This is a genomic window from Sporosarcina sp. AD_1, assembly GCF_057373025.1.
This window is the reverse complement of the sequence record NZ_JBPVIR010000003.1, coordinates 259,401-284,010: the sequence shown is the minus strand read 5'-3', so window position 1 is coordinate 284,010 and position 24,610 is coordinate 259,401. Positions and strand designations below refer to the sequence as shown.

The 24,610-nt window shown below is 47.3% G+C and carries 24 protein-coding genes; 15 read left to right on the top strand and 9 right to left on the bottom strand.

The genetic code is table 11. The features are described 5' to 3' along the window. Positions 1 to 34 precede the first annotated feature (34 nt). Genes ACSW3C_RS07650 through wrbA form a run of 3 tightly spaced genes read left to right on the top strand, consistent with a single transcriptional unit; the run spans position 35 to position 2,196 of the window. Positions 35 to 976 (top strand): ring-cleaving dioxygenase, encoded by a 942-nt coding sequence (locus ACSW3C_RS07650; RefSeq protein ID WP_486561828.1) that lies wholly within the window; start codon positions 35 to 37, stop codon positions 974 to 976. Then, positions 973 to 1,578: an alpha/beta hydrolase gene (locus ACSW3C_RS07645; protein WP_486561827.1), complete on the top strand. Its 606-nt coding sequence runs from the start codon at positions 973 to 975 to the stop codon at positions 1,576 to 1,578. Before ACSW3C_RS07650 ends, ACSW3C_RS07645 begins: the two co-directional genes overlap by 4 nt. 12 nt (positions 1,579 to 1,590) lie before the next feature. Next, positions 1,591 to 2,196: an NAD(P)H:quinone oxidoreductase gene (gene wrbA, locus ACSW3C_RS07640; protein ID WP_486561826.1), complete on the top strand. Its 606-nt coding sequence runs from the start codon at positions 1,591 to 1,593 to the stop codon at positions 2,194 to 2,196. A 277-nt stretch (positions 2,197 to 2,473) separates the two neighbouring features. Here wrbA and ACSW3C_RS07635 read toward each other — a convergent pair whose 3' ends face one another. Together ACSW3C_RS07635 and ACSW3C_RS07630 are read right to left on the bottom strand one after the other, a co-directional pair. Further along, positions 2,474 to 2,653, bottom strand: a complete 180-nt coding sequence (locus tag ACSW3C_RS07635; protein WP_486561825.1) for a hypothetical protein — start codon at positions 2,651 to 2,653, stop codon at positions 2,474 to 2,476. A 64-nt stretch (positions 2,654 to 2,717) separates the two neighbouring features. Next, positions 2,718 to 3,260 carry a hypothetical protein gene (locus tag ACSW3C_RS07630; RefSeq protein WP_486561824.1) on the bottom strand — a complete coding sequence of 181 codons (543 nt, stop codon included), beginning with the start codon at positions 3,258 to 3,260 and terminating at the stop codon, positions 2,718 to 2,720. A gap of 112 nt (positions 3,261 to 3,372) precedes the next feature. Between ACSW3C_RS07630 and ACSW3C_RS07625 the strand changes: the two genes are divergently transcribed. From ACSW3C_RS07625 to ACSW3C_RS07615, 3 genes are all read left to right on the top strand, one after another. Continuing rightward, positions 3,373 to 3,963 (top strand): TetR/AcrR family transcriptional regulator, encoded by a 591-nt coding sequence (locus ACSW3C_RS07625; protein WP_486561823.1) that lies wholly within the window; start codon positions 3,373 to 3,375, stop codon positions 3,961 to 3,963. Positions 3,964 to 4,079: 116 nt separating this feature from the next. Further along, positions 4,080 to 5,522, top strand: coding sequence for a vWA domain-containing protein (locus ACSW3C_RS07620; RefSeq protein ID WP_486562111.1), 1,443 nt, complete (start codon positions 4,080 to 4,082; stop codon positions 5,520 to 5,522). 123 nt (positions 5,523 to 5,645) lie between these two features. Next, the gene (locus ACSW3C_RS07615) at positions 5,646 to 6,116 is read left to right on the top strand and encodes a hypothetical protein (protein WP_486561822.1); all 471 of its coding nucleotides are present in this window, start codon (positions 5,646 to 5,648) and stop codon (positions 6,114 to 6,116) included. Positions 6,117 to 6,145: 29 nt separating this feature from the next. On the opposite strand, the gene ACSW3C_RS07610 is transcribed toward ACSW3C_RS07615, so the two are convergent. From ACSW3C_RS07610 to ACSW3C_RS07600, 3 genes are all read right to left on the bottom strand, one after another. Beyond that, a complete protein-coding gene (locus tag ACSW3C_RS07610; RefSeq protein ID WP_486561821.1) occupies positions 6,146 to 7,552 on the bottom strand; it encodes a sensor histidine kinase in 1,407 nt (468 codons plus the stop codon). Beyond that, positions 7,549 to 8,253, bottom strand: a complete 705-nt coding sequence (locus ACSW3C_RS07605) for a winged helix-turn-helix domain-containing protein (protein WP_486561820.1) — start codon at positions 8,251 to 8,253, stop codon at positions 7,549 to 7,551. Before ACSW3C_RS07605 ends, ACSW3C_RS07610 begins: the two co-directional genes overlap by 4 nt. 117 nt (positions 8,254 to 8,370) lie before the next feature. Continuing rightward, a complete protein-coding gene (locus ACSW3C_RS07600; RefSeq protein ID WP_486561819.1) occupies positions 8,371 to 9,537 on the bottom strand; it encodes a S1C family serine protease in 1,167 nt (388 codons plus the stop codon). Between the two features lie 339 nt (positions 9,538 to 9,876). Between ACSW3C_RS07600 and adh the strand changes: the two genes are divergently transcribed. Further along, the gene (adh, locus tag ACSW3C_RS07595; protein WP_486561818.1) at positions 9,877 to 11,418 is read left to right on the top strand and encodes an aldehyde dehydrogenase; all 1,542 of its coding nucleotides are present in this window, start codon (positions 9,877 to 9,879) and stop codon (positions 11,416 to 11,418) included. An 18-nt stretch (positions 11,419 to 11,436) separates the two neighbouring features. Then, positions 11,437 to 11,805, top strand: a complete 369-nt coding sequence (locus tag ACSW3C_RS07590) for a DUF779 domain-containing protein (RefSeq protein ID WP_486561817.1) — start codon at positions 11,437 to 11,439, stop codon at positions 11,803 to 11,805. An 81-nt stretch (positions 11,806 to 11,886) separates the two neighbouring features. Here the strand turns inward: ACSW3C_RS07590 and ACSW3C_RS07585 are convergent, their stop codons facing one another. Then, the gene (locus tag ACSW3C_RS07585; protein ID WP_486561816.1) at positions 11,887 to 12,279 is read right to left on the bottom strand and encodes a thiol-disulfide oxidoreductase DCC family protein; all 393 of its coding nucleotides are present in this window, start codon (positions 12,277 to 12,279) and stop codon (positions 11,887 to 11,889) included. A gap of 233 nt (positions 12,280 to 12,512) precedes the next feature. On the opposite strand from ACSW3C_RS07585, the gene ACSW3C_RS07580 reads away from it, so the two are divergent. Continuing rightward, positions 12,513 to 12,695: a hypothetical protein gene (locus ACSW3C_RS07580; RefSeq protein WP_486561815.1), complete on the top strand. Its 183-nt coding sequence runs from the start codon at positions 12,513 to 12,515 to the stop codon at positions 12,693 to 12,695. 27 nt (positions 12,696 to 12,722) lie between these two features. Here ACSW3C_RS07580 and ACSW3C_RS07575 read toward each other — a convergent pair whose 3' ends face one another. Beyond that, positions 12,723 to 13,640, bottom strand: coding sequence for a MerR family transcriptional regulator (locus ACSW3C_RS07575; protein ID WP_486561814.1), 918 nt, complete (start codon positions 13,638 to 13,640; stop codon positions 12,723 to 12,725). Positions 13,641 to 13,768: 128 nt separating this feature from the next. Between ACSW3C_RS07575 and ACSW3C_RS07570 the strand changes: the two genes are divergently transcribed. From ACSW3C_RS07570 to ACSW3C_RS07545, 6 genes are all read left to right on the top strand, one after another. Continuing rightward, on the top strand, positions 13,769 to 14,218 hold the full coding sequence (locus ACSW3C_RS07570; protein ID WP_486561813.1) for a hypothetical protein: 450 nt from the start codon (positions 13,769 to 13,771) through the stop codon (positions 14,216 to 14,218). A gap of 90 nt (positions 14,219 to 14,308) precedes the next feature. Beyond that, the gene (locus ACSW3C_RS07565; protein ID WP_486561812.1) at positions 14,309 to 15,619 is read left to right on the top strand and encodes a protoglobin domain-containing protein; all 1,311 of its coding nucleotides are present in this window, start codon (positions 14,309 to 14,311) and stop codon (positions 15,617 to 15,619) included. A 13-nt stretch (positions 15,620 to 15,632) separates the two neighbouring features. Then, positions 15,633 to 16,694, top strand: a complete 1,062-nt coding sequence (locus ACSW3C_RS07560) for an ABC transporter permease (protein WP_486561811.1) — start codon at positions 15,633 to 15,635, stop codon at positions 16,692 to 16,694. Positions 16,695 to 16,699: 5 nt separating this feature from the next. Continuing rightward, positions 16,700 to 17,374, top strand: coding sequence for an ABC transporter ATP-binding protein (locus ACSW3C_RS07555; RefSeq protein WP_486561810.1), 675 nt, complete (start codon positions 16,700 to 16,702; stop codon positions 17,372 to 17,374). A gap of 62 nt (positions 17,375 to 17,436) precedes the next feature. Beyond that, a complete protein-coding gene (locus ACSW3C_RS07550; RefSeq protein WP_486561809.1) occupies positions 17,437 to 18,879 on the top strand; it encodes a cryptochrome/photolyase family protein in 1,443 nt (480 codons plus the stop codon). A gap of 103 nt (positions 18,880 to 18,982) precedes the next feature. Next, positions 18,983 to 19,264, top strand: coding sequence for a hypothetical protein (locus tag ACSW3C_RS07545; protein WP_486561808.1), 282 nt, complete (start codon positions 18,983 to 18,985; stop codon positions 19,262 to 19,264). Positions 19,265 to 19,312: 48 nt separating this feature from the next. Here the strand turns inward: ACSW3C_RS07545 and metH are convergent, their stop codons facing one another. After that, on the bottom strand, positions 19,313 to 22,750 hold the full coding sequence (gene metH / locus ACSW3C_RS07540) for a methionine synthase (protein ID WP_486561807.1): 3,438 nt from the start codon (positions 22,748 to 22,750) through the stop codon (positions 19,313 to 19,315). After that, positions 22,731 to 24,590: a bifunctional homocysteine S-methyltransferase/methylenetetrahydrofolate reductase gene (locus tag ACSW3C_RS07535; protein ID WP_486561806.1), complete on the bottom strand. Its 1,860-nt coding sequence runs from the start codon at positions 24,588 to 24,590 to the stop codon at positions 22,731 to 22,733. Before ACSW3C_RS07535 ends, metH begins: the two co-directional genes overlap by 20 nt. Positions 24,591 to 24,610: the final 20 nt, after the last annotated feature.

Here is a 24,610-nt window from a genome sequence, read left to right as displayed (position 1 = left end):
TATTTTATTTCGAGATAAATCCGAGGTGTGAAGCATGAAAAAAACAGCAGGGATTCATCATATAACAGCAATCGTCGGCCATCCTCAGGAAAACGCTGATTTTTATGCGGGCCTGTTAGGACTGCGACTTGTGAAAAAGACGGTGAATTTTGATGATCCAGGAACGTATCATTTATATTTTGGCAATGAAGTCGGTGATCCCGGTACGATTATGACGTTTTTCAATTGGGCAGGCGCGTATCCAGGGAAAATTGGAGATGGTCAGGTCGGAGTAACCGCATTCGTAATACCAAAGGATTCCTTTTCCTTTTGGGAAGATCGATTACAGAGTTTTCATATCCCTTTTACCATCAAGAACCGCTTTAACGAACGATATTTATCATTTTCCGATCCCCACGGCTTGCAGCTGGAGCTTGTGGAAAGGGAAAACGTACCTGAAAATACATGGTCGTTTTCCGGCATCACTCCTAAAGAGGCGATCAATGGATTTGCCGGGGCGACTCTTCTTTCATCCAACCCGGAGGAGACAGCCGGGCTTCTTATGGAAATGGGATTTAAGCAAATTGGCAAGGAAGATGACATGATCCGTTTTCAATCCGAAGCGCCTATCGGTAATCAAATCGATTTGAAATTCACCCCGACAGGACGCGGCAGTATGGGCGTGGGTGTTGTCCATCATATCGCTTTTCGTGCCATCGATGACTATGATCAGCAAGAATGGAGCAAGCTATTTCGGCAGAAAGGCTTTCATGTGACACCTGTTCAGGATCGGAACTATTTTAATTCCATCTACTTTCAGGAGCCGGGTGAGATTTTATTTGAAATTGCAACCGATCCGCCGGGCTTTGCTGTCGATGAGTCACTTGAAACTATGGGATCTTCATTAATGCTGCCTCCACAATATGAACAATACCGGGAACGGCTGAACTCAGACTTAATTCCCTTTACAATTAATGAAAGGCGGGGAAATCAATGAAGCATATTTTTCAAGCGGGGAACCCGCAGCATCCGACGCTATTGTTGCTGCATGGCACTGGCGGAACGGAACAGGACTTGTTGCCACTTGGGCGAATGATTGACGAGGAATCCTCAGTGTTAAGTGTCAGAGGAAACGTGTTGGAAAACGGAATGCCGCGCTTTTTCAAACGGCTTGCAGAAGGTGTATTTGATGAAGAAGATTTGATTTTCCGGACAAAGGAACTGAACGCTTTTCTAGATGAAGCGGCGATGGAATACGGCTTCGACAGATCGAACATCGTGGCAATCGGCTATTCGAACGGTGCGAACATTGCGGCAAGCTTGTTATTTCATTATGCCGAATCATTGAAAGGTGCGATTTTACATCATCCTATGGTCCCTCGGCGTGGCATCGGATTGCCTGATTTAACGGGTGTTCCGGTGTTCATTACAGCTGGAAAAAATGACCCCATCTGTCCTGCGCAAGAAACGATGGATTTGAACAGCTTGCTCGTCGAGGCGGGCGCTCAAACAGAGGTTCACTGGGAAATGAACGGGCATTCGCTGACGCAGACGGAAGTAGAGGCAGCGGCAAAATGGTATGGAAAAAATATTATATAGAGGTGTTGTGAAGTGGTGAAAACAGCAATCGTGTATTACAGCTCAGGCGGTACGAATTATCAACTGGCAAAATGGGCGGCAGAAGCGGCGAAGGAAGCCGGTTCGGAAGTTCGGATTCTAAAAGCGGCCGAAACAGCTCCACAAGCCGCCATTGAATCAAATCCGGCATGGAAAGCGAATGTGGAAGCAACGAAGGATGTACCGGAAGTAAAGCCGGAGGATCTCGAATGGGCAGATGCCATCATTTTCAGCGTTCCCACACGTTTCGGCAATATGCCGGGCCAGATGAAGAATTTCTTGGATACGACAGGCGGGCTCTGGGCAAAAGGAAAACTGGCCAACAAAGCGGTCAGTGCCATGTCATCCGCTCAAAATCCACATGGCGGCCAGGAAGCGACCATCCTTTCCCTCTATACCACCATGTATCACTGGGGTGCCATTGTAGTAGCACCGGGATATACGGATGCAGTCACATTTGGCGCGGGCGGCAATCCTTACGGAACAAGTGTCACTGTCGGCCAAGACGGCAAAATGATCGAAGATGTCCAAGCTGCAGTCAAACATCAAGCCAAACGAACGGTCCAAGTAGCGAAAGCATTGGCACACTTAGAAGCATAAAACGAAAACCGGCGATGTGCCGGTTTTTTTATTTTTACCGCAAGAGGTATACCTGCTTGTGAATAAAGCATTTGGAATGACAGATCTGCCCCATGGATAACGCGGATTTATACATGTGAACTGGCCAGCTAGCATAATCAGTCTGGAACCGAGCGGTTACTAGAATGTTGTTTTAATTTACAAGAAAATCGCTTGTTCTAATTTCACCACAAATGTTAGGATCCATGACCGCTCGTATATTTGTCCAAACCACTCGTATATCGCAGTGACCGCTCGATTATGTTTCCAAACCGCTCGTATATTCCAGTAACCTCTCGAATATTTCGATAACCGCTCGTATCTTCGAAGTAACCTCTCGTATTTTCTGCTGAACCGCTCGATTGTTTAAGGGGGCTCGCTTATTTAAGAGACTGCTCGAATACTGCTCGTACCCGTTGAAAGAATCCTCGATTGCCATTCTCGACTGCTCATTCATCGCCACGAAAAAACCGGCCCACTGCTGGACCGGCTGCTTACCATGACTACTTCGCTCTTTCCGGCCGTGGCCAGATGAAGTAGGAAAGGGAGATGACCACATCGATTGCTAAAATGATTGCCCATAACCGCAGCATGTCATAGAGCGCTTCGGTTTTTTCGGCATCCCCGATGAGGTAGATCATAGCGATGAGGAAGGTGCCTCCAATTATGAAGGCGAGCACATGTTGCATGGAGCCTTTCATGGAATGGCGCGCATGCGCGTATCCCGTTTTCTTCGCCGGCTTTGTGCCTTGTTTTTTTACATAGTATAAAAACCGTTCATCCGCCCAGCGTATCATGCTTTTTCCGAAAGCGATGGAAACGCCAAGATAGATGGCGGCTAAGGCGTGTATTTGTGTGGCAACTGCTCCGTTATACAAATCGGAGGCGGTGACGAGGAGCAACAGTAAATCGATGACGGGTGTGAGGGCGAGGAAAAACAGGCCGAGCCGTTTCTTGTTGAAAATGTATCGTGTGATGAGGCCAGCTAAGATAACGACCCAAAAGCCGATTTCACAGGCAATGATCGTCCAAGCAATAAAATTCATGGATTCACCTCTTAATTTAATACAGTTGTATTGGTTATGTGCATCGTACCATGTTATGTTTAATTAATACAAGTGTATTGTTAAAAATTCTTTTTTATTCTACACTGATAGTATGCCAAAAATAATTAATCATGAAGAGCGGAAACAACAGATTGCACAGGCGATGTGGCGGGTCATTTTGGATAAAGGAATGGAAGGGGCGACAGTGCGAAATATTGCGGAAGAGGCGGGGCTCTCGCTTGGAGCGCTCCGTCATTATTTTTCTACACAAGATGACTTGCTAGTCTATGCAATGACGCTCGTGCAAGAAAGGGCGACGGCCCGTATTGAGGCAGTCGTAAAAAATGAGCTGCCTCCAAAGGAAATGGTACTGGCCGTGCTTTATGAAATTGTGCCGATCAACGAAGAAACCCGAGCTGAAATGGAAGTCTGGTTTGCATTCGTTGCGTATGTCAATCACAGAAAAGAGGAGCTGCCGATCCCGGACGATGGCATTTGGGCAGGCGTTCAAAGGGTCATGCATTACTTAAAAGCAACTTCTTTACTGAAGGAGGGGCTTAATCTGGATTTGGAATCAGAGCGGCTCTATTCTTTGATTGACGGCATTGCGATTCATGCATTGCTGGAGCCGGAACGGTTGGATGCAGAACGGATAAGGAAAACGATTCGCTATCATATTGACTCGATCTTCATGGAAATATAAGGTCTTTTGTTTCATCATCAGAACCGGGACTTACTATTCCTCTTCTCTCCCAAGTATCGCCAAGTAATCAGAAACTTGCTAAAATGTCGGTACTACGAAGGGGAGGTATAAGGTTGATGCGAAAGTGGATCATCCGATTATTGGCTTTTTCTGCAATTACCATTATCTTAAGCGGTTGTTCAGAGAAGGAGAAACCGGAGCCTGACGTGACCGAGGCTTCAGAAAAGGTAAATCTTGACCCTGGGCAGTCGAAAGAGGCTGAAGAGGAAACACCGGCTCCTAGTGTTTTAGACGAAATAAAAGAAATACAAATACCGGATTCAGAGGAAACGTTCCGGGCCCAAAAGCCTGGGATATTTACCGCGGATATTCCACATGAAGAGGAGACGAAGCAGAAATGGGGACGCTTCGGGCTCGGCGACTATAAAGAGGAATTGACTCAGAAACTAAGTGAGGTGACAGCGGAAACGCAGGACCCAGAATTGTTGTTTAAGGCGCTTCATTATTATGTCGGCAGCAACGCCTATGATAAGGTAGCAACCGATTTGGAAGAATTTAATGTAGATTGGTTTGAGCCTTACTTGCCGGAACCCGGCGAAGTGGAAGGTGCGCAGGAAGCTGAGCAACAGCCTGGAAAAGCGATCATCTTGCTGGACGCCAGTTCCAGTATGCTGCTGTCCGTTGAGGGAAAACAGAAAATGTCGATCGCCAAGCGGGCAACATCGCGTTTTGCAAGTACGATCGGAATGAGGGATGATGTGTCGCTTGTCGTGTATGGACATGCCGGGACGCAAAATCAGTCCGATAAAGAATTATCTTGTACGACGATCGAAGAAGTATATCCGATGAGCGCGTTTGATGCGGCAAAATTCAAAGACGCTGTAGACGGTGTGGAAGCGAAAGGCTGGACGCCGATTGCCGAAGCGATAAAATTTGCTCGGGAACAGTCAGAGGGGTCAACAGAAAATCTGACCGTCTACATCGTGAGTGATGGTGCAGAAACATGCGGCGGGGATCCAGTGGCGGAGGCGAAGGCGTTTGCTGAGGCTAATGCCGGGCGTAAAGTGAATATAATTGGTTTTGATGTGGACCAGCAAGGCGAACAGCAATTAAAAGCGGTAGCAGAAGCCGGAAAAGGGGAGTATATTTCGGCTAAAACAATCGATGAACTCGATCAGTCGATTACAAAGCAGTGGCTTCCTTCATTGCAAGATATTATGGGCAAATCCAACTCGTTATTGAAGCATTGGGGCCAAGGATATGATGAGATGGTCAATCGCTCTGCTATTGCATCTCAATTCTGGTATGCCTCGCTGAATGAATCGAGCCGCATGTTCGAGGCGTTGCAGGTGATGAGAAGTGAAAAGATGATAACTGTCGAAGTCTATAATGAAATTAAAGAAATGATCAATGCGAAAGAAGCCGCTGCCATTGAAGTGAAAAAGGAACTGAACGAACGGGCACGGATCCGGGTCGAAAATGAACGGCAAGAAATCATTGACCGAGTTAACGACTGGACGGACCGAATGTTCGAATTGCGGAAAACTCAGGGGAAATAAAGGGAGAGGGCCAGTCGAGCGGAGGATAGCGTGAGACTGGCTCATTCATTTTCGTCATCGACCAATTGACGAATTTGAACTTTTATCAAAAGGGAACGTCTCTATTAGAAGGGAGGCGCTACGATGAAGAAATGGAAAGTCTTAACGATCGGGTCACTTGTATGTGTAATATGCCTACTCATTCCAGCTTTTAAGCCGGACGTTTGGGATCATAATCTTGAATTAATGAAGGAGCAGATCCGTAAGATGGACCCTCAACAACAAGTTGCACTATCGGACATCACGCCGTTTGAATGGGACGTCCTTTACTCATTTGATCCGTATGCTTCAAAGGAAGCAGTGTATGAGACGGTCGGATACCGGTGGGACAACATCCAAGAAACGGTGAGTGAAGATATGAACCAGATTGTTTTCATGCACGATGGAAAAGTCGTATGTCATATTTATGGATACCCTTCCCGTAATGGTTTTGGTTTGTATGTGAATGGACGGGATGAGGAAGAACCGGTTGCAAGTATCCATTCCACTGACCATGTTTTATTGATGCCCGAACAAATGGAGGATGCGATTTTGCTATATCAAACAGTAAAATAGGAAGCCGCCATGCCAAGCATGACAGCTTCCTATTTTTCGCGTGGCAGCACAATTCGGAAGAGCGTCCCTTTGCCTTGTTCGCTTTCCACTGTAATGGTGCCGCCGTGCAGTTGGACGAGCTGTTTGACGATGGACAGTCCGAGTCCGAACTCGCCGTATGGGTTCGTCGTGCGGGAATCAATTGCTTTATAAAATCGGTTCCAGATCTTTTCCACTTCTTCTGCCTGCATGCCGATTCCAGTGTCCTCGATCTCAATGACTGTTTCTTCGTCTGCTGAATGACCTCGCAGCCAGATCGTGCCCTTTTCGGTGAACTGAATACTATTTTTCGTAATGTTAATTAACACTTGGGTCAGCCGGTCATAATCGGCCCATACAGATACCTGGCCATCCACGGAAACGTTGATCCGGTCGCCCTTTTCTTCTGCTGCATCTTCCAGCTGTTCACCGATAATTTCAAGCAGCTCGCGCAGATCAATTTCTTGTTTCATCAGGGTGACTTGATTGGAGCGGATTTTTTCGTAATCCAGATTTTCATTCACAAGCCGGATGAGCCGCATCGTTTCACGGCTTGCCAGTTCCAGCCCACGTTCCTTTTCCGACTCGGATATCATATCGTTTCGAAGTCCTTCGATAATGCCACGGATGGTCGTAAGCGGGGTGCGAAGTTCATGTGATACATCCGCCATGAATTGCCTGCGCCGGTTCTCCAGGCTTTCAATCTCTTCCATGGATGCCCCTAGCTTTTCCACCATGCCATTGAAGTCTCCTGCAAATTCCCCGATTTCATCGACTTCAGATGAGGGAATCCGGACGGAGTAATCGCCTTGTGAGACGTTCGCCGTCGCAGCACGAAGCCGTTTGATACGCCTGCCGTGGAATCGGGATAACAGGCTGCTGAGCAAAAGGGCAGCCAGCAGGGCAAGACCCATCGCATAGAGCACATAGCTGTTCAACTCGGAGATGAGTTCGCGCGACCCTTTTATGGGCGACGTGAGCAGGATACCGCCCCCGAAATGCCCATTATGGAAATACGGCAGCAAAGCGAAGGTCACAGCTTGGTTAAACCGCTTATATTCCTGCTTTACTGTAATGGCCTTGCCGTTTTGCAGTTCGTTCCATTCCTCTTCATTCAGCTCAATCAAAGCAGTCTTCAATCCTGTGGAATAAATAATCCGGGAATTTTCATCAAACAGGCTGTACTGGATATCACGGCCGCCGAGCACATGGCCGTAGGATTGCAACACCATCCGTGAATTGCCATTGGTCTCAAGTTCATTCAAAATGGAGGAGCCGTATGACAACAGTTCTTCGGTTTTATTTTCGTAAACGAAATTGCGGGCGAAACTTGAAAACAGCAAGCTTAGAATCACAAAAGCGATAATAATAACGCCAAGGTGACTCGCCAGCTGCTGATAGAAATATTTAATTTTCATCGTCCGCTTCCTTCTGACTCGTCAAATCGGTACCCGACGCCCCATACCGTATGGAAAAAAGGTGTTTCATCGGTTGAAACCTTCGTCCGCAGTCTTTTTATATGGACATCGACCGTCCGATCGTCCCCGTAGAAATCATAGCCCCAAACTCGGTCCAGCAATTGTTCGCGTGAGAAAACTTGTTTAGGATGCTGGATGAAAAAATGAAGCAGGTCAAATTCCTTCGGTGTAAGATTTGGAACGGGCTTCCCGTCCAGGAGCACTTCCCGCGTGCTCGGATTCAACTTAAAATGGACAGTTGTGAGCCAGTCGGGATCTTGCGCTTGAGATTCCTTGTGGCCAGCGTACCGGCGGGTAACCGCCTTGATGCGGGCGAGCAAAGCGAGCGGGCTGAAGGGCTTCGTCACGTAGTCATCTGCCCCCATTTCAAGCCCCAGTACTTGCTCGGATTCGGTGTTTTTCGCCGTCAGCATAATAATGGGAACTTCCACTTGCTGTTGGCGCAACTTCCGGCAAATCGTGACGCCATCCATGCCGGGCAGCATCCAATCGATAATGAGGCAATCCCACTTTTCTTCATGTGCCCGTTCATAGCCGACCAAGCCATCCGCTACAAATTCCCCTTGTATTTTTTCTTTCTCAAAAAAGAGCCCGATCATGGAAGCGACACTTTCATTGTCTTCGATTACTAGGATTTTCAATGGCTTGTCCTCCCTTTAAGATTCGTTACTGAAATTATATCGGAAGATGGCATGGCAAAACACCTCTGCCGCTTGTTCGACAAAGGTGTTGGCTGCGCGTATATCCGCATATCTCTTTTATTTCAAATCCGCATTGCTAGTCAACGTCAATTCCACAGTCTGCTGTTGGTTTTCCCGATAAATCGTCAATTTCGCTTTGTCACCGATTTTCAGGTCGGAATAAAGGACTTTACGAAGATCCATTGCGTTCGTGATGTTTGTGCCGTTAATTGAAGTAATAACGTCCTGCTCCTTCAAGCCGGCCTTCGCAGCGGCGGAATTTGGATCGACGGACGTGACCATGACGCCGCCTTCCACTTCCTTCGGCAAGTGTTGGACATACATATATGGGACATTTGAGAGATCTGCAAGACCGACTCCCATGTATGGACGTTCGATTTTACCGGATTTCATAATTTGTTCCACGAGCGGAACGACATCATTGCTCGGAATAGCAAAGCCAATGCCTTCCACACCGCTTTCTGCAATTTTTAAGCTGTTGATGCCGATGACTTTTCCTTCTTCATTGATAAGCGCGCCGCCACTATTTCCTGGATTGATGGCCGCATCGGTTTGGATAACGTCCATTTTCCAAGCGCCGGCTGAAGTGTTGACGTCGATCGAACGGGCAGGTGCGCTAATGATGCCCCGTGTTACTGTTCCAGAGAAATCGAGGCTGAGCGGGTTTCCGATGGCGATGACGGAATCGCCTGCACGGACTTGATCGGAATTTCCGAATTCCAAGTACGTATCCACGTATTTCTTGTCGATTTTCACAACTGCCAAGTCTGTCAATGCATCGCTGCCGACTAATTCCCCCTCGGCTTTTTCTCCTTTCGAAGTCGTAACTTCTATTTTGGCAGCACCTTCGATGACATGATTGTTTGTCACGATGTAAGCCGTCTTATCCTCGATTTTAAAGACAACCCCGGAGCCTGTCCCGTATTCAGAAATAGAGGAGCCCCCCGCAAACCGGTTACCTTGCTCCTGATAATTAGTAATCCCAACTATCGCTTTCGATGTGTTTTCCACCATGTCCGACAAGGAAGTATTTTTCGTTACTGCTGTGTTAACCACATTCGTGTTGCTCGTTTTGTCCTGTGAGGAAAGAACTGACGAAGGTGTTTCCGTTTTGGACTGGGCATTCAGCAGATCTGTATTCGCCACCACACCGAGAGTCAAAGCAGAGCCGACGACCCCTGCACCAATAGTAGATAGCAACCGTTTTCCGAATGAGTTTTCCATGAATAAAACCCCTTTACTATGAGTAGTTAAGTTGATTGTAAAGGGAAGATGTTAACAAATTATTACGGAAGTATGAGTAGATGTTTAATAAATGAGTTAGAATGCCGGAGAAAGTTAAAAGCGTAATATAGAGTCGCCGCATATAATCTTATAACTTGAAATAGTAAATATAGTCAGATAGAATAAAAGGAGAATTGGAAGATAAGTGGAGGGACAGGATGAAATAAAATGTAAGCGCATTCAAAATGAATAACCTGTCTTATCTCTTCATAAGGTGGCTTTGTGTGCAATCGAGCACTTTACAATAGCAATTTTTAAGAGAATAGGGAGGAATGGAACATGGTACAAGCTGTAGAAAAACACGTTTATGCGTTTCCGAACACAGAAGGGGCAAAGGTGAACTTCAAGGAGCGGTACGATAATTATATCGGCGGTAAATGGACAGCCCCCGTGAAAGGGGAGTACTTTGACAATGTCACGCCTGTGACCGGCAAAGTGTTTACACAAGTGGCCCGTTCCACGGCCGAGGACATTGAGCTTGCTCTCGACGCAGCGCATGCCGCAAAGGATGTTTGGGGGAAGACATCCGTTACGGAACGCGCGAATATCCTTTTGAAGATTGCTGATCGAATGGAAGAGAATTTGGAAATGCTTGCAGTTGCAGAAACGTGGGAGAACGGGAAAGCCGTGCGGGAGACGCTGAATGCCGACCTGCCGTTAGCGATCGACCACTTCCGCTACTTTGCCTCTGCGATTCGTTCGCAGGAAGGCGGCGTCAGCCAAATCGACAATCATACAGTGGCTTATCATTTCCACGAACCGATCGGGGTTGTCGGGCAGATCATTCCATGGAACTTCCCGCTGCTTATGGCAGTATGGAAGCTGGCTCCGGCGCTTGCCGCAGGGAACTGCGTTGTCTTGAAGCCGGCGGAACAGACGCCTTCGTCCATCATGGTGCTAATGGAATTAATTGAAGACCTGCTTCCTGCTGGTGTTGTGAATATCGTAAACGGGTTTGGCCTCGAAGCAGGAAAACCGCTTGCGTCCAGCCCTCGGATCGGCAAGATTGCGTTTACAGGTGAAACGACAACAGGCCGACTGATTATGCAATATGCATCTCAAAATTTAATTCCTGTCACGTTAGAACTTGGCGGTAAATCACCGAACATTTTCTTTGAAGATGTAATGGCTGAGGATGATTCGTTCTTGGATAAAGCAGTCGAAGGATTTGTCCTATTCGCGTTGAATCAAGGCGAAGTGTGTACATGTCCATCGCGTGCGCTCATCCAGGAGTCTATCTATGACAAGTTCATGGAACGTGCGATTGAGCGGGTAAAGGCGATCAAAACAGGCAATCCGCTTGACCCGACCGTTATGATGGGTGCGCAGGCATCGACAGAACAAATGGAAAAAATCCTTTCTTATCTCGATATCGGTAAGCAGGAAGGGGCAGAATGCCTGACTGGAGGCGACCGCAACAAGATGGAAGGGGACTTGGCGGACGGTTATTATATCCAGCCGACTGTTTTTAAAGGAAATAACAAGATGCGGATTTTCCAGGAAGAGATTTTCGGGCCTGTCGTATCCGTAACGACTTTCAAAACAAAGGAAGAAGCGCTGGAAATCGCCAATGATACGTTATACGGATTAGGTGCAGGTGTCTGGACGCGTGATATGAATACGGCTTATCGTTTTGGTCGCGGCATTGAGGCGGGGCGTGTTTGGACGAACTGCTACCACGCCTATCCGGCCCACGCTGCATTCGGCGGCTATAAGGCATCCGGCATCGGGCGGGAAAACCACCTTCAAATGCTGGCGCATTACCAGCAGACGAAAAACATGCTCGTCAGCTATAGCGAAGACAAGCTAGGATTCTTTTAATGGAAAGGAGACGGGTCCATGCCTGAACGCGTTTTAGCGACAGACGCTGCTTTGGGGTTGATCGAAAAGCTGAAGGCGAAGCACGGCCCGCTCATGTTCCATCAATCGGGCGGCTGCTGTGACGGATCCTCCCCGATGTGTTATCCGGAAGGGGACTTGATCATCGGCGACCAGGACGTGCTTCTCGGCCATATCGGCGGTGTGCCGTTTTATATGCTTAAAAATCAGTATGAGTATTGGAAACATACGCAGCTGATTATTGATGTCGTAGATGGGAGGGGTGGCATGTTTTCGCTGGAAGGCGTTGAGGGCAAGCGGTTCCTCACCAGGTCCCGCGCTTTCACGGCGGAAGAAAATGAAAAGATACGGCAAGCTGCAGAGACATAAACAATTTTCGAGGAGATAGACACCCTGTTTATCTCCTTTTGTCGCGCGTACAAAAAACGCCTCCTGCTGGAAGCGTTTTTTTCAAATGAATCTTTTTCGTTCTTCGGGTGTCGGCAGCATGCAAGCTTCTTCCTGTTTGCCAAACCATTTGTAACGGTTTTTGGCGACATAATCATAAACTTTATCACGAATTTTTCGTGGAACCAGAATAAATAGGAAGAGCAGATGCCAGAGGCCATCAAGTTTCTTTGCAATATGCAGAGCGGCAGCAGACTTTGTGTAGGCTCTCCCATTATCAATCAAGACCAGACTGTCCACATCATCTGGAATATGAAATTGCTTCACATATTTTTTTCCGGTGTCACTTTGCAGTGAGGAAAAAAGAAAATGATTGGCTGGATCTCGTTTAATGATGAATTGGACGCTGGAGTTGCAGAAGTTGCACTCGCCATCGAAGAGGACAATTCGTTTCATGTTTCTCTCCCTCCTTCTGGGGGCTTTTATTACTACTATATCCTTTCTGAGTTATGGTGAAACGGAAGAATTCTTTTATTGGTGACTGAATATTTAGTATACCAAAGCCTGATTCATAATATAATAGTTTACTCGTTCTAATAGAATAGGGGGTAACTAATAGTAGCGGAGTCCTGTCGTTCATTGGTGATGGTTCAAGTGGTCACGGATTACTTTGAAGGAGGATGATGTGAATGGGACAAAAACCGGTTGATCCAACTGAGATGGAACGCAGACGAGATCTGGACTATATTGCCTCTTTGGATATGATCGGAGAAGGAGCTCCAGTTCACTATGCAAATGATGAGGCAGGTAATAAAAGAAGAACAGAGGCGGCAGGTTTCGATGAATCTGAACTGCCGCCCGCCTATCAATGATAACGTGCCCCACTATGTGGGGTGTATTTATTTTCCTGAAGAATCGTTAAATACGTCATCCAAACTGTTCGTGACCTTCAATGTATTGATTGGTCGATGAGCAGCGTAATGGATAGCTCCGTGGCCACCGATATAAAAATCGGTGTTTTTTTGTGTTGCCGCAAATTCGTCCAATTCATCCAATAAGCCCGGATTTTTCTTGAAAGGCACTGAGGTTGAGGCGGATAACAGCACTTTCGCCGGCTTCAACCTTTTGACAAGAGATTGAATGGCGCCTGGGGCAGGTGAGGAGGCCACAACAATCGTTTTGTACCCCTTCATCATGCTCTTCAGCGCTAAAATATGGATCGGAATTTCATGCCGTTCGTCTGGCAGGCATGCCGTTACGAGAATGGGTGCATCATTCCGATATTGATGGGTTCTGCGGATCTGCACAAGGAAATCACGTACAACGAGACTGGAGACGGACTCTTGATACTCATCCCATTCACCAAGTTCCCACCGCAATCCGACTTCTTTCAGGAAGGGGATGACGATGGTATCGAGAAATGGCGCTAAGCCGAGCTCGAGATAAGCGTTTTGCAACAAAACATTCAATTCGATTTCGTCACAAACGGTACCGCTATCTAACAGCTTTCGGACAGTTTCATTTTCATTAGCCGAAGGCGATTCAATAGAAGGGGCTTTGGAAATGAAAGTCCCTGCCTCCATTTCTTCTTTCGCCATGTCAGCTGCTTGGCGAATCGGAAAGCCTTGGTCGGCCAGTGTTTTGACTTTTGCTAACAGCTGGATGTCCTGCTCGCTATATACTCGGTATCCGTTTGGCAGACGATCTGGGACGATCAGGGAATACCTCTCTTCCCATTTACGGATGACTTGTGTCGAAAGCCCCGTGGCCTCTGCTACTTGTTTGATTGTATATACGCCATTTTCTGAGACAGACATTCGAGTGCTCACTTCCTTCACAAGACGCTGTAAATAGTATATCCGATTTTTTACACTCGTACAACGTTTGATGTACAATGATTGTACAGGGTTTATCTGAAATTGAAATGAAAAGGGTGTGAATGGAAGTGAAGAAAGCGTATCAACTGCTCTGTATCGGCATTGTTACGGGTTTAGTGCTGTCCTTGTTTTTCAAATGGGTTGAACAGGCAACTGGCCATAAGGTCTATACCTTGTTATTGAATGTGGATTATATACCCGTTTTCCGTAATTATACGTATTCCGAACCTGTAGAAGTACTGTTTCATCTGATTGTCTCCATTGTCCTCGTATTTGTTCTCCAACTCGTGATAGAAAAGAGGAACATCAAACAGATCATTGGCTTCTGTACATTGGTCAATCTTTTAATTGGGGCTCTTATTTATCCGACAACGGGTCTATCGATGCGTACACCACCTATTGATAGTGTGCCTGCTATCGTTTATTGGCTGATTGGGCATATTGTATACGGATTGCTTCTAGGGATTCTCCTTACCCGTACCTGGTGGGGGAAGAAGGCTGTACAGAGAGAAGTGTAAGAGATGTTATCAAACTATGTACAAACGTTTGACATAGTGAGGAGCTAGCATTCATAATATAGGAATCAGCAAGTGGAAGGGGAAGTTAAAATGGTCATCAAATTCTTTTCGAGGACAAGCCGTCCTGTGGTTGTAAGACAACCGCAAGATAGAGTTATTCCGAAACCTGTTATCCATCTCCACGCATATCCCACGTTACAAAAGCAGATGGAACTGATTCATTTTACATTGGATGATCTAGTCCTCCTCCAGAGTTATGAACCGTTTGTCCGCGAAGGTGTTGGGGAAATCGTTTCTATTTTCTATGAAAAAGTGTTAGAGGTACCGACCTTGCGGGAGTTAATCGAAGAACGTTCTAATATGGACCATTTGAAGAAAGTGCTGGCCGACTACATTATCAGCATGTTTGATGGCATTTTTAACGATGACTCCATTCAAAGGAAAGAGAAATTGGCGGCTATCCATTTCCGCATGGGAGTAGAGCCGAAATGGTATGTCGGGATGTTTTATCAGATTGAGCAAGTGCTGGTTCGATTAATTACTGAGCCAATCGATTCGAGTGCTGAAAAGGAGCAGGCCGTCCAAACGGTTGGGAAGCTTTTGAATCTGGAGATGCAGATTGTTTTGGAAGCTTATGAACGAAATAACGAAAAGATTAGAAAAGAGCAATATGAGCGTGTGAAAAGTGAACTAAAAGGGAAAATATCATCGATTAGTGAAAGTCTGGCAGGATTGACAGATGAAACGCATGCTTCGGTGGAAGAGGCAAACGGAAATGTCGCGGGAATGCGAACTCTAATTCAGAAAAGAGTGCAGGATGTAGGGGCCATCCGTACTTATGCGGAAAATGGCCGTGAAAAAATTAAGGAATTGGATGTACATATGACAGCCGTAATGGAAGAGACGGAACATATGGGGGAACTTGTTGGTGAATTGACCCGCTCTTCCAAAGAAATCATCTCGATCGCAGACCTTGTAAAAGGCATCGCTGAACAGACGAATTTGCTGTCGCTAAATGCTTCCATTGAAGCTGCAAGGGCCGGTGAAGCTGGAAGGGGATTTGCGGTCGTGGCGAAAGAAGTCCGGGCACTGGCCGAGCAATCCAAGCAGTCAGTGGAACAGATCACTACACATATTCGACAATCGACCGAGCTGACGAGACAAACAGTTGAAGTAATTGGAACGGTACGGCAAGGAGTTCACGCTGGACTGGAAAAATCGGGTGAATCCAGATTGAAATTTGAAAAGATCCATAATGCCATCGTCTCCAACGCGCAGGACATTCACCAAATGGAATCGGATATTGCGGCTCTGTTAGAAGTGTTCCATGAGATCGGGAAAGAGACGAAGAAAGTGTCCGCCACTGCGGATAGCCTCCATCAGACGGCGATTCATATATAAAGGAGTGAACAGAATGTTTTTAGCGTGGAATGAAATCGTCAAGAATAAACTGAGGTTTGCGCTTATTACCGGCGTATTGCTGCTTGTCGCCTATTTGGTTTTCTTTTTATCTGGATTGGCGACTGGGTTGAAGAATTTAAACCGGGAAGCGGTCGATAATTGGAAAGCCGATGCGGTCGTATTGACGGATGAATCAGACAAAAGCCTTTATCAGTCGTCTTTGACGCTCGATCAGGCCAAGGATGTCAAAGCGGATGAAACGGCTGTCCTTGGTCAAATGAGTGCCATTGCAAACAATGGGAAAAAGAAGACGAATGTCTCATTGTTCGGCATTCGGCCGGAGGAGTTTTTAATGCCGGCCATCTCAGAAGGAAATCCTTTCAGTGCGGAAAATGAAGTCGTTGCAGATGCCTCCTTGAAAGAAGAGGGTTTTACGGTCGGAGATGAATTAAGCATCTCGTCGACAGATATAAAGCTAAAAATAACCGGATTTATGGAAGCCTCCCGGTTCAATGCCTCCCCTGTGCTTTACATGGATCTGGACACATTGAATCGTGTGAAGTATGGAGAAGCGGTGGAAGCGAACAAGGATCGGATTAATGCGGTCGTCATCCGGGGTGAAAAAACGGAGATTGCAGATGATTCGCTCGAAGTCATTGAAACTGAAACGTTTATTAAAAATTTGCCTGGCTATACCGAGCAGAATTTGACACTGACTTTTATGATCTACTTTCTATTTATCATCTCTTCTGTGATCGTTGCCATTTTCTTATACGTCTTGACGGTGCAGAAAATTAGCATGTTTGGTGTCATGAAAGCGCAAGGAATTTCAAGCTTTTATCTATCCAGATCGGTCATCGCCCAAACGTTTTTACTGGCGTTTGTTGGGGTTGCCATCGGCCTGGTGCTCACTTTGGTAACCGGAGCCTTTTTGCCGGCTGCCGTGCCAGTTTCTTTTGATATACCTACGATGCTCGTGTACGGAGCTGTATTAGTAGTGGTCGCGATTGCAGGAGCGGTGTTCTCTGTCATGACAATTGTACGGATTGATCCATTAAAGGCGATAGGAGGGTGAGGAAGATGACAGTTCTTGAATTACAGCAAGTGACGAAGACGTTTGGAAGTGGAAGAACGCAAGTAGAGGCTTTGAAGGAGACTGATTTTCAGGCGGATGAAAAAGAATTGATTGCCATTATTGGCCCTTCTGGTTCTGGGAAAAGTACGTTTTTAACAATTGTCGGTGGGTTATTGTCACCCTCGTCCGGAGAGGTCATCTTAAATGGGCAGCCGATTTCCAATGTGAATGAACGGGAGCGTTCCCAAATCCGCTTAAAAGAAATTGGTTTTGTCTTGCAGGCATCCAATCTCGTTCCTTTCCTGACGGTGGATAAGCAGATGAAACTGCTCGACCAAGTGAAAAAAGGAAATATGAATAAAGCGGAGCTGGAGCAATTATATGAGGATTTAGGAATTGGAGAGCTTCGGAAAAAGTATCCTGCCGATTTGTCCGGCGGGGAACGCCAGCGGGTTGCGATTGCAAAAGCTCTGTACACCAATCCGTCGATCATCTTAGCGGACGAACCGACTGCATCCTTGGATTCGGACCGGGCTTATGAAGTGATGGAGCTGTTGAAACATGAAACGAAAAGCAAAGGAACGACAACGATTGTCGTGACACATGATATTCGATTAACCGAGTACTGTGACAAAGTCTATAAGATGACGGATGGCGTATTGACTTTGGAGGAAAACTGAAACAAATAGTGCGTAAAAAAGCCCGTTGCTGCGGGGAAATTCATACTAAGAGGATGAACGAGATGAAAACAACAATTGTATGGTTCCGCAAAGATCTGAGGCTGCATGATCACCCAGCTTTGTTTGAAGCGGCATCCCTTGGAAAGGTGATTCCTGTCTTTATTTGGACGCCTGAAGATGAAAAGGCATTTAGCGAAAGCGGCCCGTCGTTATGGTGGCTGCATCGTTCATTGCAGGCATTTGAAAATCGATTGAACGGTTTAGGAGTTCAATTAGTGATCCGTAAGGGAGAAAGCGCAAACGTTCTAGCCGAATTGGCAAAAGAAACGCAGGCGGACGGCATCTTTTTCAATGAACGATTTGAACCGGCGCACCGGGCAAAAGATGAAGAGGCTGTGGACTTGCTTCGTCTGCTCGATCTCGACGTGCAGATATTCAGAGGAAATCTGTTATTTGATCCGTATGCTATTAAAAATTCAAAGGGAGAGCCTTTTAAGGTTTTCACAGCATTTTGGAAGAAAAATTTAGAGGAACTCGTTCCGCGGCCTTTACAAGTTCCGTTTCTACAAGGGATGGAGGAGAAATGGCCCTCCTTGGCGATCGAAGAGTTAGGCTTCCTGGTTCATCGAGATTGGGCTGAATGCTTTGAAAGTATGTGGGAGCCTGGTGAACAAGGTGCAATTGAAAAATGGGAAGAATTTATGGATGAGCCTTTGCTTTATTACGGAACGGAACGTGATTTATTTGCCGGGGAAATAGCTGCTGTCTCCATGCTTTCTCCCGCTATAGCCGCAGGGGATATCAGTGTAAGGTCCATCTGGCATTCTGCCAAACGAATTAGCGACGCCTCGGTGCTGCCGGCTGTCCACCAATCTGTCATGTCGTTTCTGCGCCAGTTGGCGTGGCGAGATTTTGCCTATTATCAGCTCGTCTGGTTTCCGCAAATGGTGAATGAGCCACTGATTGCCTATTTCTCGCAATTCCCTTGGAGCGGGACAAAGGAGCAGCTGGATCAGTGGAAGCAGGGACAAACAGGATATCCTCTCGTTGATGCGGGCATGCGTGAATTACAGAAAACGGGTGTCATTCATAATCGGGTTCGCATGGTAGCTGCGTCGTTTCTAGTAAAACACTTGCTTATCCCGTGGACAGAAGGGGCTGACTGGTTCCGGAAATCGTTGGTTGATTATGATGTGGCGAACAATGCGATGGGCTGGCAATGGGTAGCGGGGACGGGAATCGATGCGGCTCCCTATTTTAGGATTTTTAATCCGGTTGCCCAAAGTGAAAAATTCGATGCGAATGGTGACTATATCCGCAAGTGGGTTCCTGAATTGGCCAATTTGCCGGCGCCGCATATTCATAAACCATGGGATGCCCCTCCGGCTCTCTTAAGAGAAGCGAATGTTCAGCTCGATTTGACGTATCCGAGACCTATTGTCGACCATTCATTGGCGAGAAAGCGTGCTTTGCAAGCGTATAATGAATTGCGAAAACAAGAATAATCAGCCAGGGAATAGAACTTTTAATTGTAATCATGGCACCCATAGTCGCTCGCCCGTTTCTCCTCTCCATTGTGGCATGTAATAGAGGGAGGAGGTGAGAAGCATGATGCAACATGGATGTTGCCCGAATTCCCAAGTCCAGCCAGTCGTTTGCCCAACTCAATACCGTTATCACGATACATTCATTCCACAAGAAGTGCCTTACATTCACCCGATTGTTAACGTCAATCGTCAACACATGGTAGAAGTACCTCGTCACTACGTGGCAGTAACGAATGAGACGGTAATGGGAGCGCCGACAACTGCTTTTCCGGTTGGAGGATACGGACCTGGATTTGGCCCTGGCCCTGGCCCTGGTTTTGGACGGAGACGACGTTTCTTTTGATATGATGAATAACAAAAAGCTGCTCCCTTAACGGGAACAGCTTTTTTGTTAATCAATACTGAAATATCGTGCGTCTGGGTGAGCAAACACAATGGCTGAAACGGATGCTTCAGGTTCCATCATAAACTCTTCAGTTAAATGGACGCCAATGTCCTCTGGTTTGAGAAGGCCGAACAATTTGGCTTGGTCTTCCAGGCGTGGACAGGCTGGATACCCGAACGAGAAACGCTGGCCTTGGTACTTGGCTGCGAATCGTTCGCGCATCGTGAAGTCAGTCGGATCCGGGAAGCCCCATTGATCCCGTATTTCCTGATGAACACGTTCAGCGAATCCCTCTGCCAGTTCCAGAGCGGTTGCTTGGAAGGCGTGGCTTTCTAAAAATTTTCCTTTCGCCTTCAATTCGTTGGCGTAGCTACGAACTCCATGCCCGGCAGTTACCTGCATAAAACAGACATAGTCCATAATGCCGCTGCTCACCGGTTTCAAATAATCAGCGAGACAAAGGAATGGTTCACGACTTTGGCGAGGGAATGTAAACCGTTCGATTTCCCTTGTCGCATCCTCAGGATCATAGATAACCACATCATCGCCGTCCGCTTGGGCAGGGAAGAACTGATACATGCCGGAAGCGGACAAATTACCTGATTCCAAGAAGCCGGTAACAAGTTCATGTAATTGGACGGCTCGCTCTTCTCTGTTTTGAAGCATTTTATCAACATTGCCTCGCATGCCGAGATGATGTCCGATCAATGTCCGCATGTTTACATACGGATAGAGGTGGGCTACTGAATAATCCTTCATGACGCGTCGGCGTAAGTCGTTCGGGACGAACACCGGCACATCCTCGCTCACTGTCTTGACTGGACGCGGCAGAACGGCGACCGCGGTATCTCTCGTTGCTCGATATGCTTCCGTCTCCGCGCGCTTTTCCTGTTTCTCTGCAAGTTCCACTAACAGGGCTTCCTTCTCTCCGCTTTGCAGCCGGTTGGCGAGATCTAAGCCTTGCATGGCATCCTTTGCATACAGAACCGGCCCGTCATATTCCGGTGCGATTTTTGTTTCTGTAAACCGGCGGGTCAGTGCAGCGCCACCTACCATGACTGGTGTATCAATGCCGGCCGCTTTAAAGTCTTGGGCTGTCAGCACCATCTGCTGGGCGGATTTTACGAGCAGGCCGGAGAGGCCGATTATGTCGGGCTTTTCCTTCCGGATGACGTCAATCAGCGTCGCGGGGGTCACCTTAATGCCAATGTCGATCACTTTAAAGCCATTATTGCTTAAAATGATATCCACCAGGTTTTTCCCGATATCGTGGACGTCTCCTTTTACGGTAGCCAGAATGATTTTCCCTTTCCCTGAATCATCCTCTTTTTTTTCCATGAAATTTTCCAGGAACGAGACGGAAGCCTTCATTACTTCGGCGCTTTGGAGCACCTCCGCTACAATCAGCTGGTTGTCATTGAATAATCTTCCGACTTCCGCCATGCCCTCCATTAATGGGCCGTTTATGACATCGAGCGGCGTGTCGTACATTTCGAGTGCGGCTTCCAGGTCCGGGATCAGCCCCTCTTTTGTACCTTCAACGACGTAATAGGCAAGCCGCTCGGGAACAGTCTTCGGTATATCGTCTTCTGTCTTTTCCTTCTTTTTATCCCTATAAAAATCGGTGAATTCGGCAAGTGTTGCATCGGTCGTGTTGAATAACAGATCATTAGCGAGCTTCACTTCTTTTTCCGGAATGGATGCGTAACGCTCCAGTTTTTCCGTATTGACAATCGCGTAGTCAAGACCGGCTTGTGTACAGTGGTAGAGATACACCGCATTTAATACTTCCCGTCCGACTGGCGGCAAGCCGAAGGAAACGTTACTTACGCCAAGTGTCGTCAAGGTGCGAGGCATCTTTTCTTTGATTAAACGAATACCTTCGATTGTTTCAACGGCCGATCCAATATATTGTTCATCACCCGTGCCGACAGGGAATACGAGAGGGTCAAAAATGATGTCTTCCGGTGCCAGGCCCCATTTGTTTACGAGCAAGTCATAGGAACGCTCGGCGATTTCCAGCTTTCGTTCGCGTGTCACTGCCATTCCTATTTCGTCAATTGTACCGACAACAACGGCTGCCCCAAACTTCTTTACAAGCGGCAATACTGCGTCGAAACGCTCTTCGCCATCCTCCAGGTTAATGGAGTTGATAATGGCTTTCCCTTGGGAATACTTCAAAGCTTCTTCAATCACTTTTTCGTCTGTTGAATCAATGACGAGAGGAACCTTCACCTTTTTGACGACTTCTGCCATGAATCTCGTCATATCTTCCAGTTCATCGCGATCTGGATTGGCGAGGCAAATATCGAGAACATGCGCACCGCCGCGCACTTGTGCCCGTGCAATCTCGGAAGCCTCTTCGAATTTCTCTTCCACGATCAGACGCTTGAATTTTCGGGACCCGATGACGTTCGTCCGTTCTCCAATTAATAAAGGACGCATGGACGGGTCATAGACGAGTGGTTCGATGCCAGACACGGTATGCGCATGGTCGGAGTCCGGTTTTGAACGCGGCGGCAACCCGTCAACGGCTTCCCGGATCGCCTTAATATGAGCAGGCGTCGTGCCGCAGCATCCGCCCACCATGTTCAGCCAGCCTTTTTCCGCGAAACCTTGCAACTTCAACGACAAGGATTCTGGTGATTCATGATAATGCCCTTCCTCGTCAGGCAAACCTGCGTTTGGATAACATGTGACGTAGCTGGTCGCAAGATCTGATAACGAACGCAAATGGTCTGTCATAAATTCAGGGCCTGTCGCACAGTTCAGCCCGACGGAAAGCGGTTTGATATGCTCTATGGAAATATAAAAGGCTTCGATGCTTTGGCCGGCGAGTGTCGTGCCCATTGGCTCGATTGTTCCGGAAATCATGACAGGAAGCTCTATTCCTGTTTCCTCAAATGCCCGTTTGATGCCGATCGTTCCGGCTTTGACGTTTAGCATATCCTGGCTCGTTTCCATTAATAAAACGTCGGCTCCGCCTTCAATCAATGCTTTCGCTTGCACATAGAAGTCCTCTGAAAGGGCGTCGAATGTGATTCCGCCTGTCACAGACAATGTTTTTGTCGTCGGTCCAATGGCGCCGGCTACAAAACGCGGCCACTCAGGTGTTGAGAACTCGGCAGCGCATTGCTTGGCAATTTCGACTGCCCGCCGGTTGATTTCCACTGCACGGTGGCCAAGATCAAATTCATTCAGCACGAGGGGAGTTCCACCAAATGTATTAGTACTAATAATATCCGCACCTGCTTCTAAATAAGCGCGATGGATTTTCTGCAGAATATCAGGCCGAAGGATGTTCAAGTACTCATTACAGCCCTCATATTCTTCCCCGCCAAAGTCGTCCGCAGATAGGTCTTCAGCTTGCAGCATCGTACCCATGGCCCCGTCAAGGATCAATATTCTGTTTTGAAGTTGTTGCTCAATAAGATGTTTCGGCATGGGCGAATTCTCTCTCCTTCTGTGCATCCAGCTCATGGATGTAATGGACTAACTCAAGCGACATGTCATATCGGAGGAACGGGGTAATGACATAGATTCCGTTGAACAGCTCCGCAGCTGTGTCGATCAGTTCCTTGGCAATGGCGATGCCTTCAGCCGTAGATTTCTCGCGGTCATCCCCGCAGGCGTGCATCCTTTCAAGGACTTCATCGGATAATTTGATGCCGGGCACCTCATGGTGAAGGAATTCGGCATTGCGGCTGTTTGTTAATGGCATGATCCCAAGGAAAATGGGGGTTTCCAAATGTTTGGTCGCTTCATGGATTTCAATAATCTTTTCTTTTGTATAGACAGGCTGCGTAATGAAATAATCAGCTCCGCATTCAATCTTCTTTTCAAGTCTCTTTACAGCCCGATCTAGGACGCGGACGTTCGGATTAAAGGCGCCGGCTACCGAGAATTTCGCTTTCTTCCGCAGTGGCTTTCCAGTGAATGAAATTCCTTCGTTTAATTGCTTGATCAACTGGAGCAATTCCATGCTCGATACATCGTAGACGCTTGTCGCGCCCGGGAAATCGCCGACTTTCGTCGGATCGCCGGTAACAGCCAGAATATCATGGATTCCTAATGCATCCAGTCCCATTAAATGTGATTGCAGACCGATCAGATTCCGGTCGCGGCATGTGATATGGACGAGCGGGCGGATATTATTCTGCAGCTTCAAAATCGAGCCCATCGCCATATTACTGATGCGAGGGGATGCGAGGGAATTGTCGGCCATTGTAACGGCCGCCACGCCTGCATCATATAGAAGTTTTGCTCCTTCAATATACTGTTCCGTCTCTAAATGTCTCGGCGTATCGAGTTCAACGATGATCGTCCGCTCTTTTTTGGCTTTCTCGTGAATCGGCTCATGAACAGCCGGTTCCGCCTCGCGGATCAAAATCGGTTTTTGCGGTGTAACGATCTTTGTTGTCACCGGAGGTAGACCAGCCAAATGTTTTTTAGCAGCTTCGATATGTTTCGGCGTTGTTCCGCAGCAGCCTCCGATGAGCCTTACGCCTTCGTCCCGAAGAAGGACAGCGGCTTTTCCGAAATAATCCGCTTCCGATACATAAACGATTCGGCCATCCTCGACATCGAGAAGGCTGGCATTAGGGGAGGCGGACAGGAAGGCTTGCTCTGGCAACGTAACTTTTTCAAAGGCTTGAATGGTATGGTAGGGGCCGAGACGGCAGTTTACGCCGACGACGTCCGCCCCAATTGCCTCCAACTGATGAAGCGCTTCATTCAGCACAAGGCCGTTTTGCAATACCCCTGGTTCATCCATCGATACTTGGGCGACAATCGGAAGATCTGTTATCAGCCGCAGTTCCTTTACAACGGCAGAGAGTTCATCGAAATCATAATACGTCTCAAGCAGCAGTCCATCAGGATCTCCAGTCAGCAAGGCGTCTGCCTGTTCCCGCACGATCGTGAGCACTTCTTGGATCGACAGTTCGCTCTTACGGATGCCCCGCAGTCCGCCGATCGTTCCCAGTACATATTGGCCTCTCGATGATGCAGCTTGTTTCGCGATTTTGATTGCGGCCTCATTGAACTCCTTCACTCGACCTTCCATGCCGTAGCGTGCAAGTTTATGCGCATTGGCACTATATGTGTTCGTTTGAATGACATCGGAACCTGCTGCGATATAATCTAAATGAATCTTTTCTATTATTTCGGGTTTCTCCACATTCAACTCTTCATAGCAAAAGTCAATGCCGTAAGAATAAAGCAAAGTGCCCATCGCCCCATCGGCTAGCAGTACCTTGTGTTTTAAATCATCTAAAAGTGTCATCTCATCTCGTCCCTTCTCGT

Excerpts from the sequence above, each read along its gene's own strand:
- adh (WP_486561818.1), top strand. The coding sequence starts at position 9,877 with ATGGTACAAGCTGTAGAAAAACACGTTTATGCGTTTCCGAACACAGAA.
- ACSW3C_RS07625 (WP_486561823.1), top strand. The coding sequence starts at position 3,373 with ATGCCAAAAATAATTAATCATGAAGAGCGGAAACAACAGATTGCACAG.
- ACSW3C_RS07575 (WP_486561814.1), bottom strand. The coding sequence starts at position 13,640 with ATGTCTGTCTCAGAAAATGGCGTATATACAATCAAACAAGTAGCAGAG.
- ACSW3C_RS07615 (WP_486561822.1), top strand. The coding sequence starts at position 5,646 with ATGAAGAAATGGAAAGTCTTAACGATCGGGTCACTTGTATGTGTAATA.
- ACSW3C_RS07630 (WP_486561824.1), bottom strand. The coding sequence starts at position 3,260 with ATGAATTTTATTGCTTGGACGATCATTGCCTGTGAAATCGGCTTTTGG.
- ACSW3C_RS07600 (WP_486561819.1), bottom strand. The coding sequence starts at position 9,537 with ATGGAAAACTCATTCGGAAAACGGTTGCTATCTACTATTGGTGCAGGG.
- ACSW3C_RS07580 (WP_486561815.1), top strand. The coding sequence starts at position 12,513 with ATGGGACAAAAACCGGTTGATCCAACTGAGATGGAACGCAGACGAGAT.
- metH (WP_486561807.1), bottom strand. The coding sequence starts at position 22,750 with ATGCCGAAACATCTTATTGAGCAACAACTTCAAAACAGAATATTGATC.
- ACSW3C_RS07620 (WP_486562111.1), top strand. The coding sequence starts at position 4,080 with ATGCGAAAGTGGATCATCCGATTATTGGCTTTTTCTGCAATTACCATT.
- ACSW3C_RS07590 (WP_486561817.1), top strand. The coding sequence starts at position 11,437 with ATGCCTGAACGCGTTTTAGCGACAGACGCTGCTTTGGGGTTGATCGAA.
- ACSW3C_RS07560 (WP_486561811.1), top strand. The coding sequence starts at position 15,633 with ATGTTTTTAGCGTGGAATGAAATCGTCAAGAATAAACTGAGGTTTGCG.
- ACSW3C_RS07635 (WP_486561825.1), bottom strand. The coding sequence starts at position 2,653 with ATGGCAATCGAGGATTCTTTCAACGGGTACGAGCAGTATTCGAGCAGT.
- ACSW3C_RS07610 (WP_486561821.1), bottom strand. The coding sequence starts at position 7,552 with ATGAAAATTAAATATTTCTATCAGCAGCTGGCGAGTCACCTTGGCGTT.
- ACSW3C_RS07585 (WP_486561816.1), bottom strand. The coding sequence starts at position 12,279 with ATGAAACGAATTGTCCTCTTCGATGGCGAGTGCAACTTCTGCAACTCC.
- ACSW3C_RS07545 (WP_486561808.1), top strand. The coding sequence starts at position 18,983 with ATGATGCAACATGGATGTTGCCCGAATTCCCAAGTCCAGCCAGTCGTT.
- ACSW3C_RS07565 (WP_486561812.1), top strand. The coding sequence starts at position 14,309 with ATGGTCATCAAATTCTTTTCGAGGACAAGCCGTCCTGTGGTTGTAAGA.
- ACSW3C_RS07650 (WP_486561828.1), top strand. The coding sequence starts at position 35 with ATGAAAAAAACAGCAGGGATTCATCATATAACAGCAATCGTCGGCCAT.
- ACSW3C_RS07535 (WP_486561806.1), bottom strand. The coding sequence starts at position 24,590 with ATGACACTTTTAGATGATTTAAAACACAAGGTACTGCTAGCCGATGGG.
- ACSW3C_RS07555 (WP_486561810.1), top strand. The coding sequence starts at position 16,700 with ATGACAGTTCTTGAATTACAGCAAGTGACGAAGACGTTTGGAAGTGGA.
- ACSW3C_RS07645 (WP_486561827.1), top strand. The coding sequence starts at position 973 with ATGAAGCATATTTTTCAAGCGGGGAACCCGCAGCATCCGACGCTATTG.
- ACSW3C_RS07550 (WP_486561809.1), top strand. The coding sequence starts at position 17,437 with ATGAAAACAACAATTGTATGGTTCCGCAAAGATCTGAGGCTGCATGAT.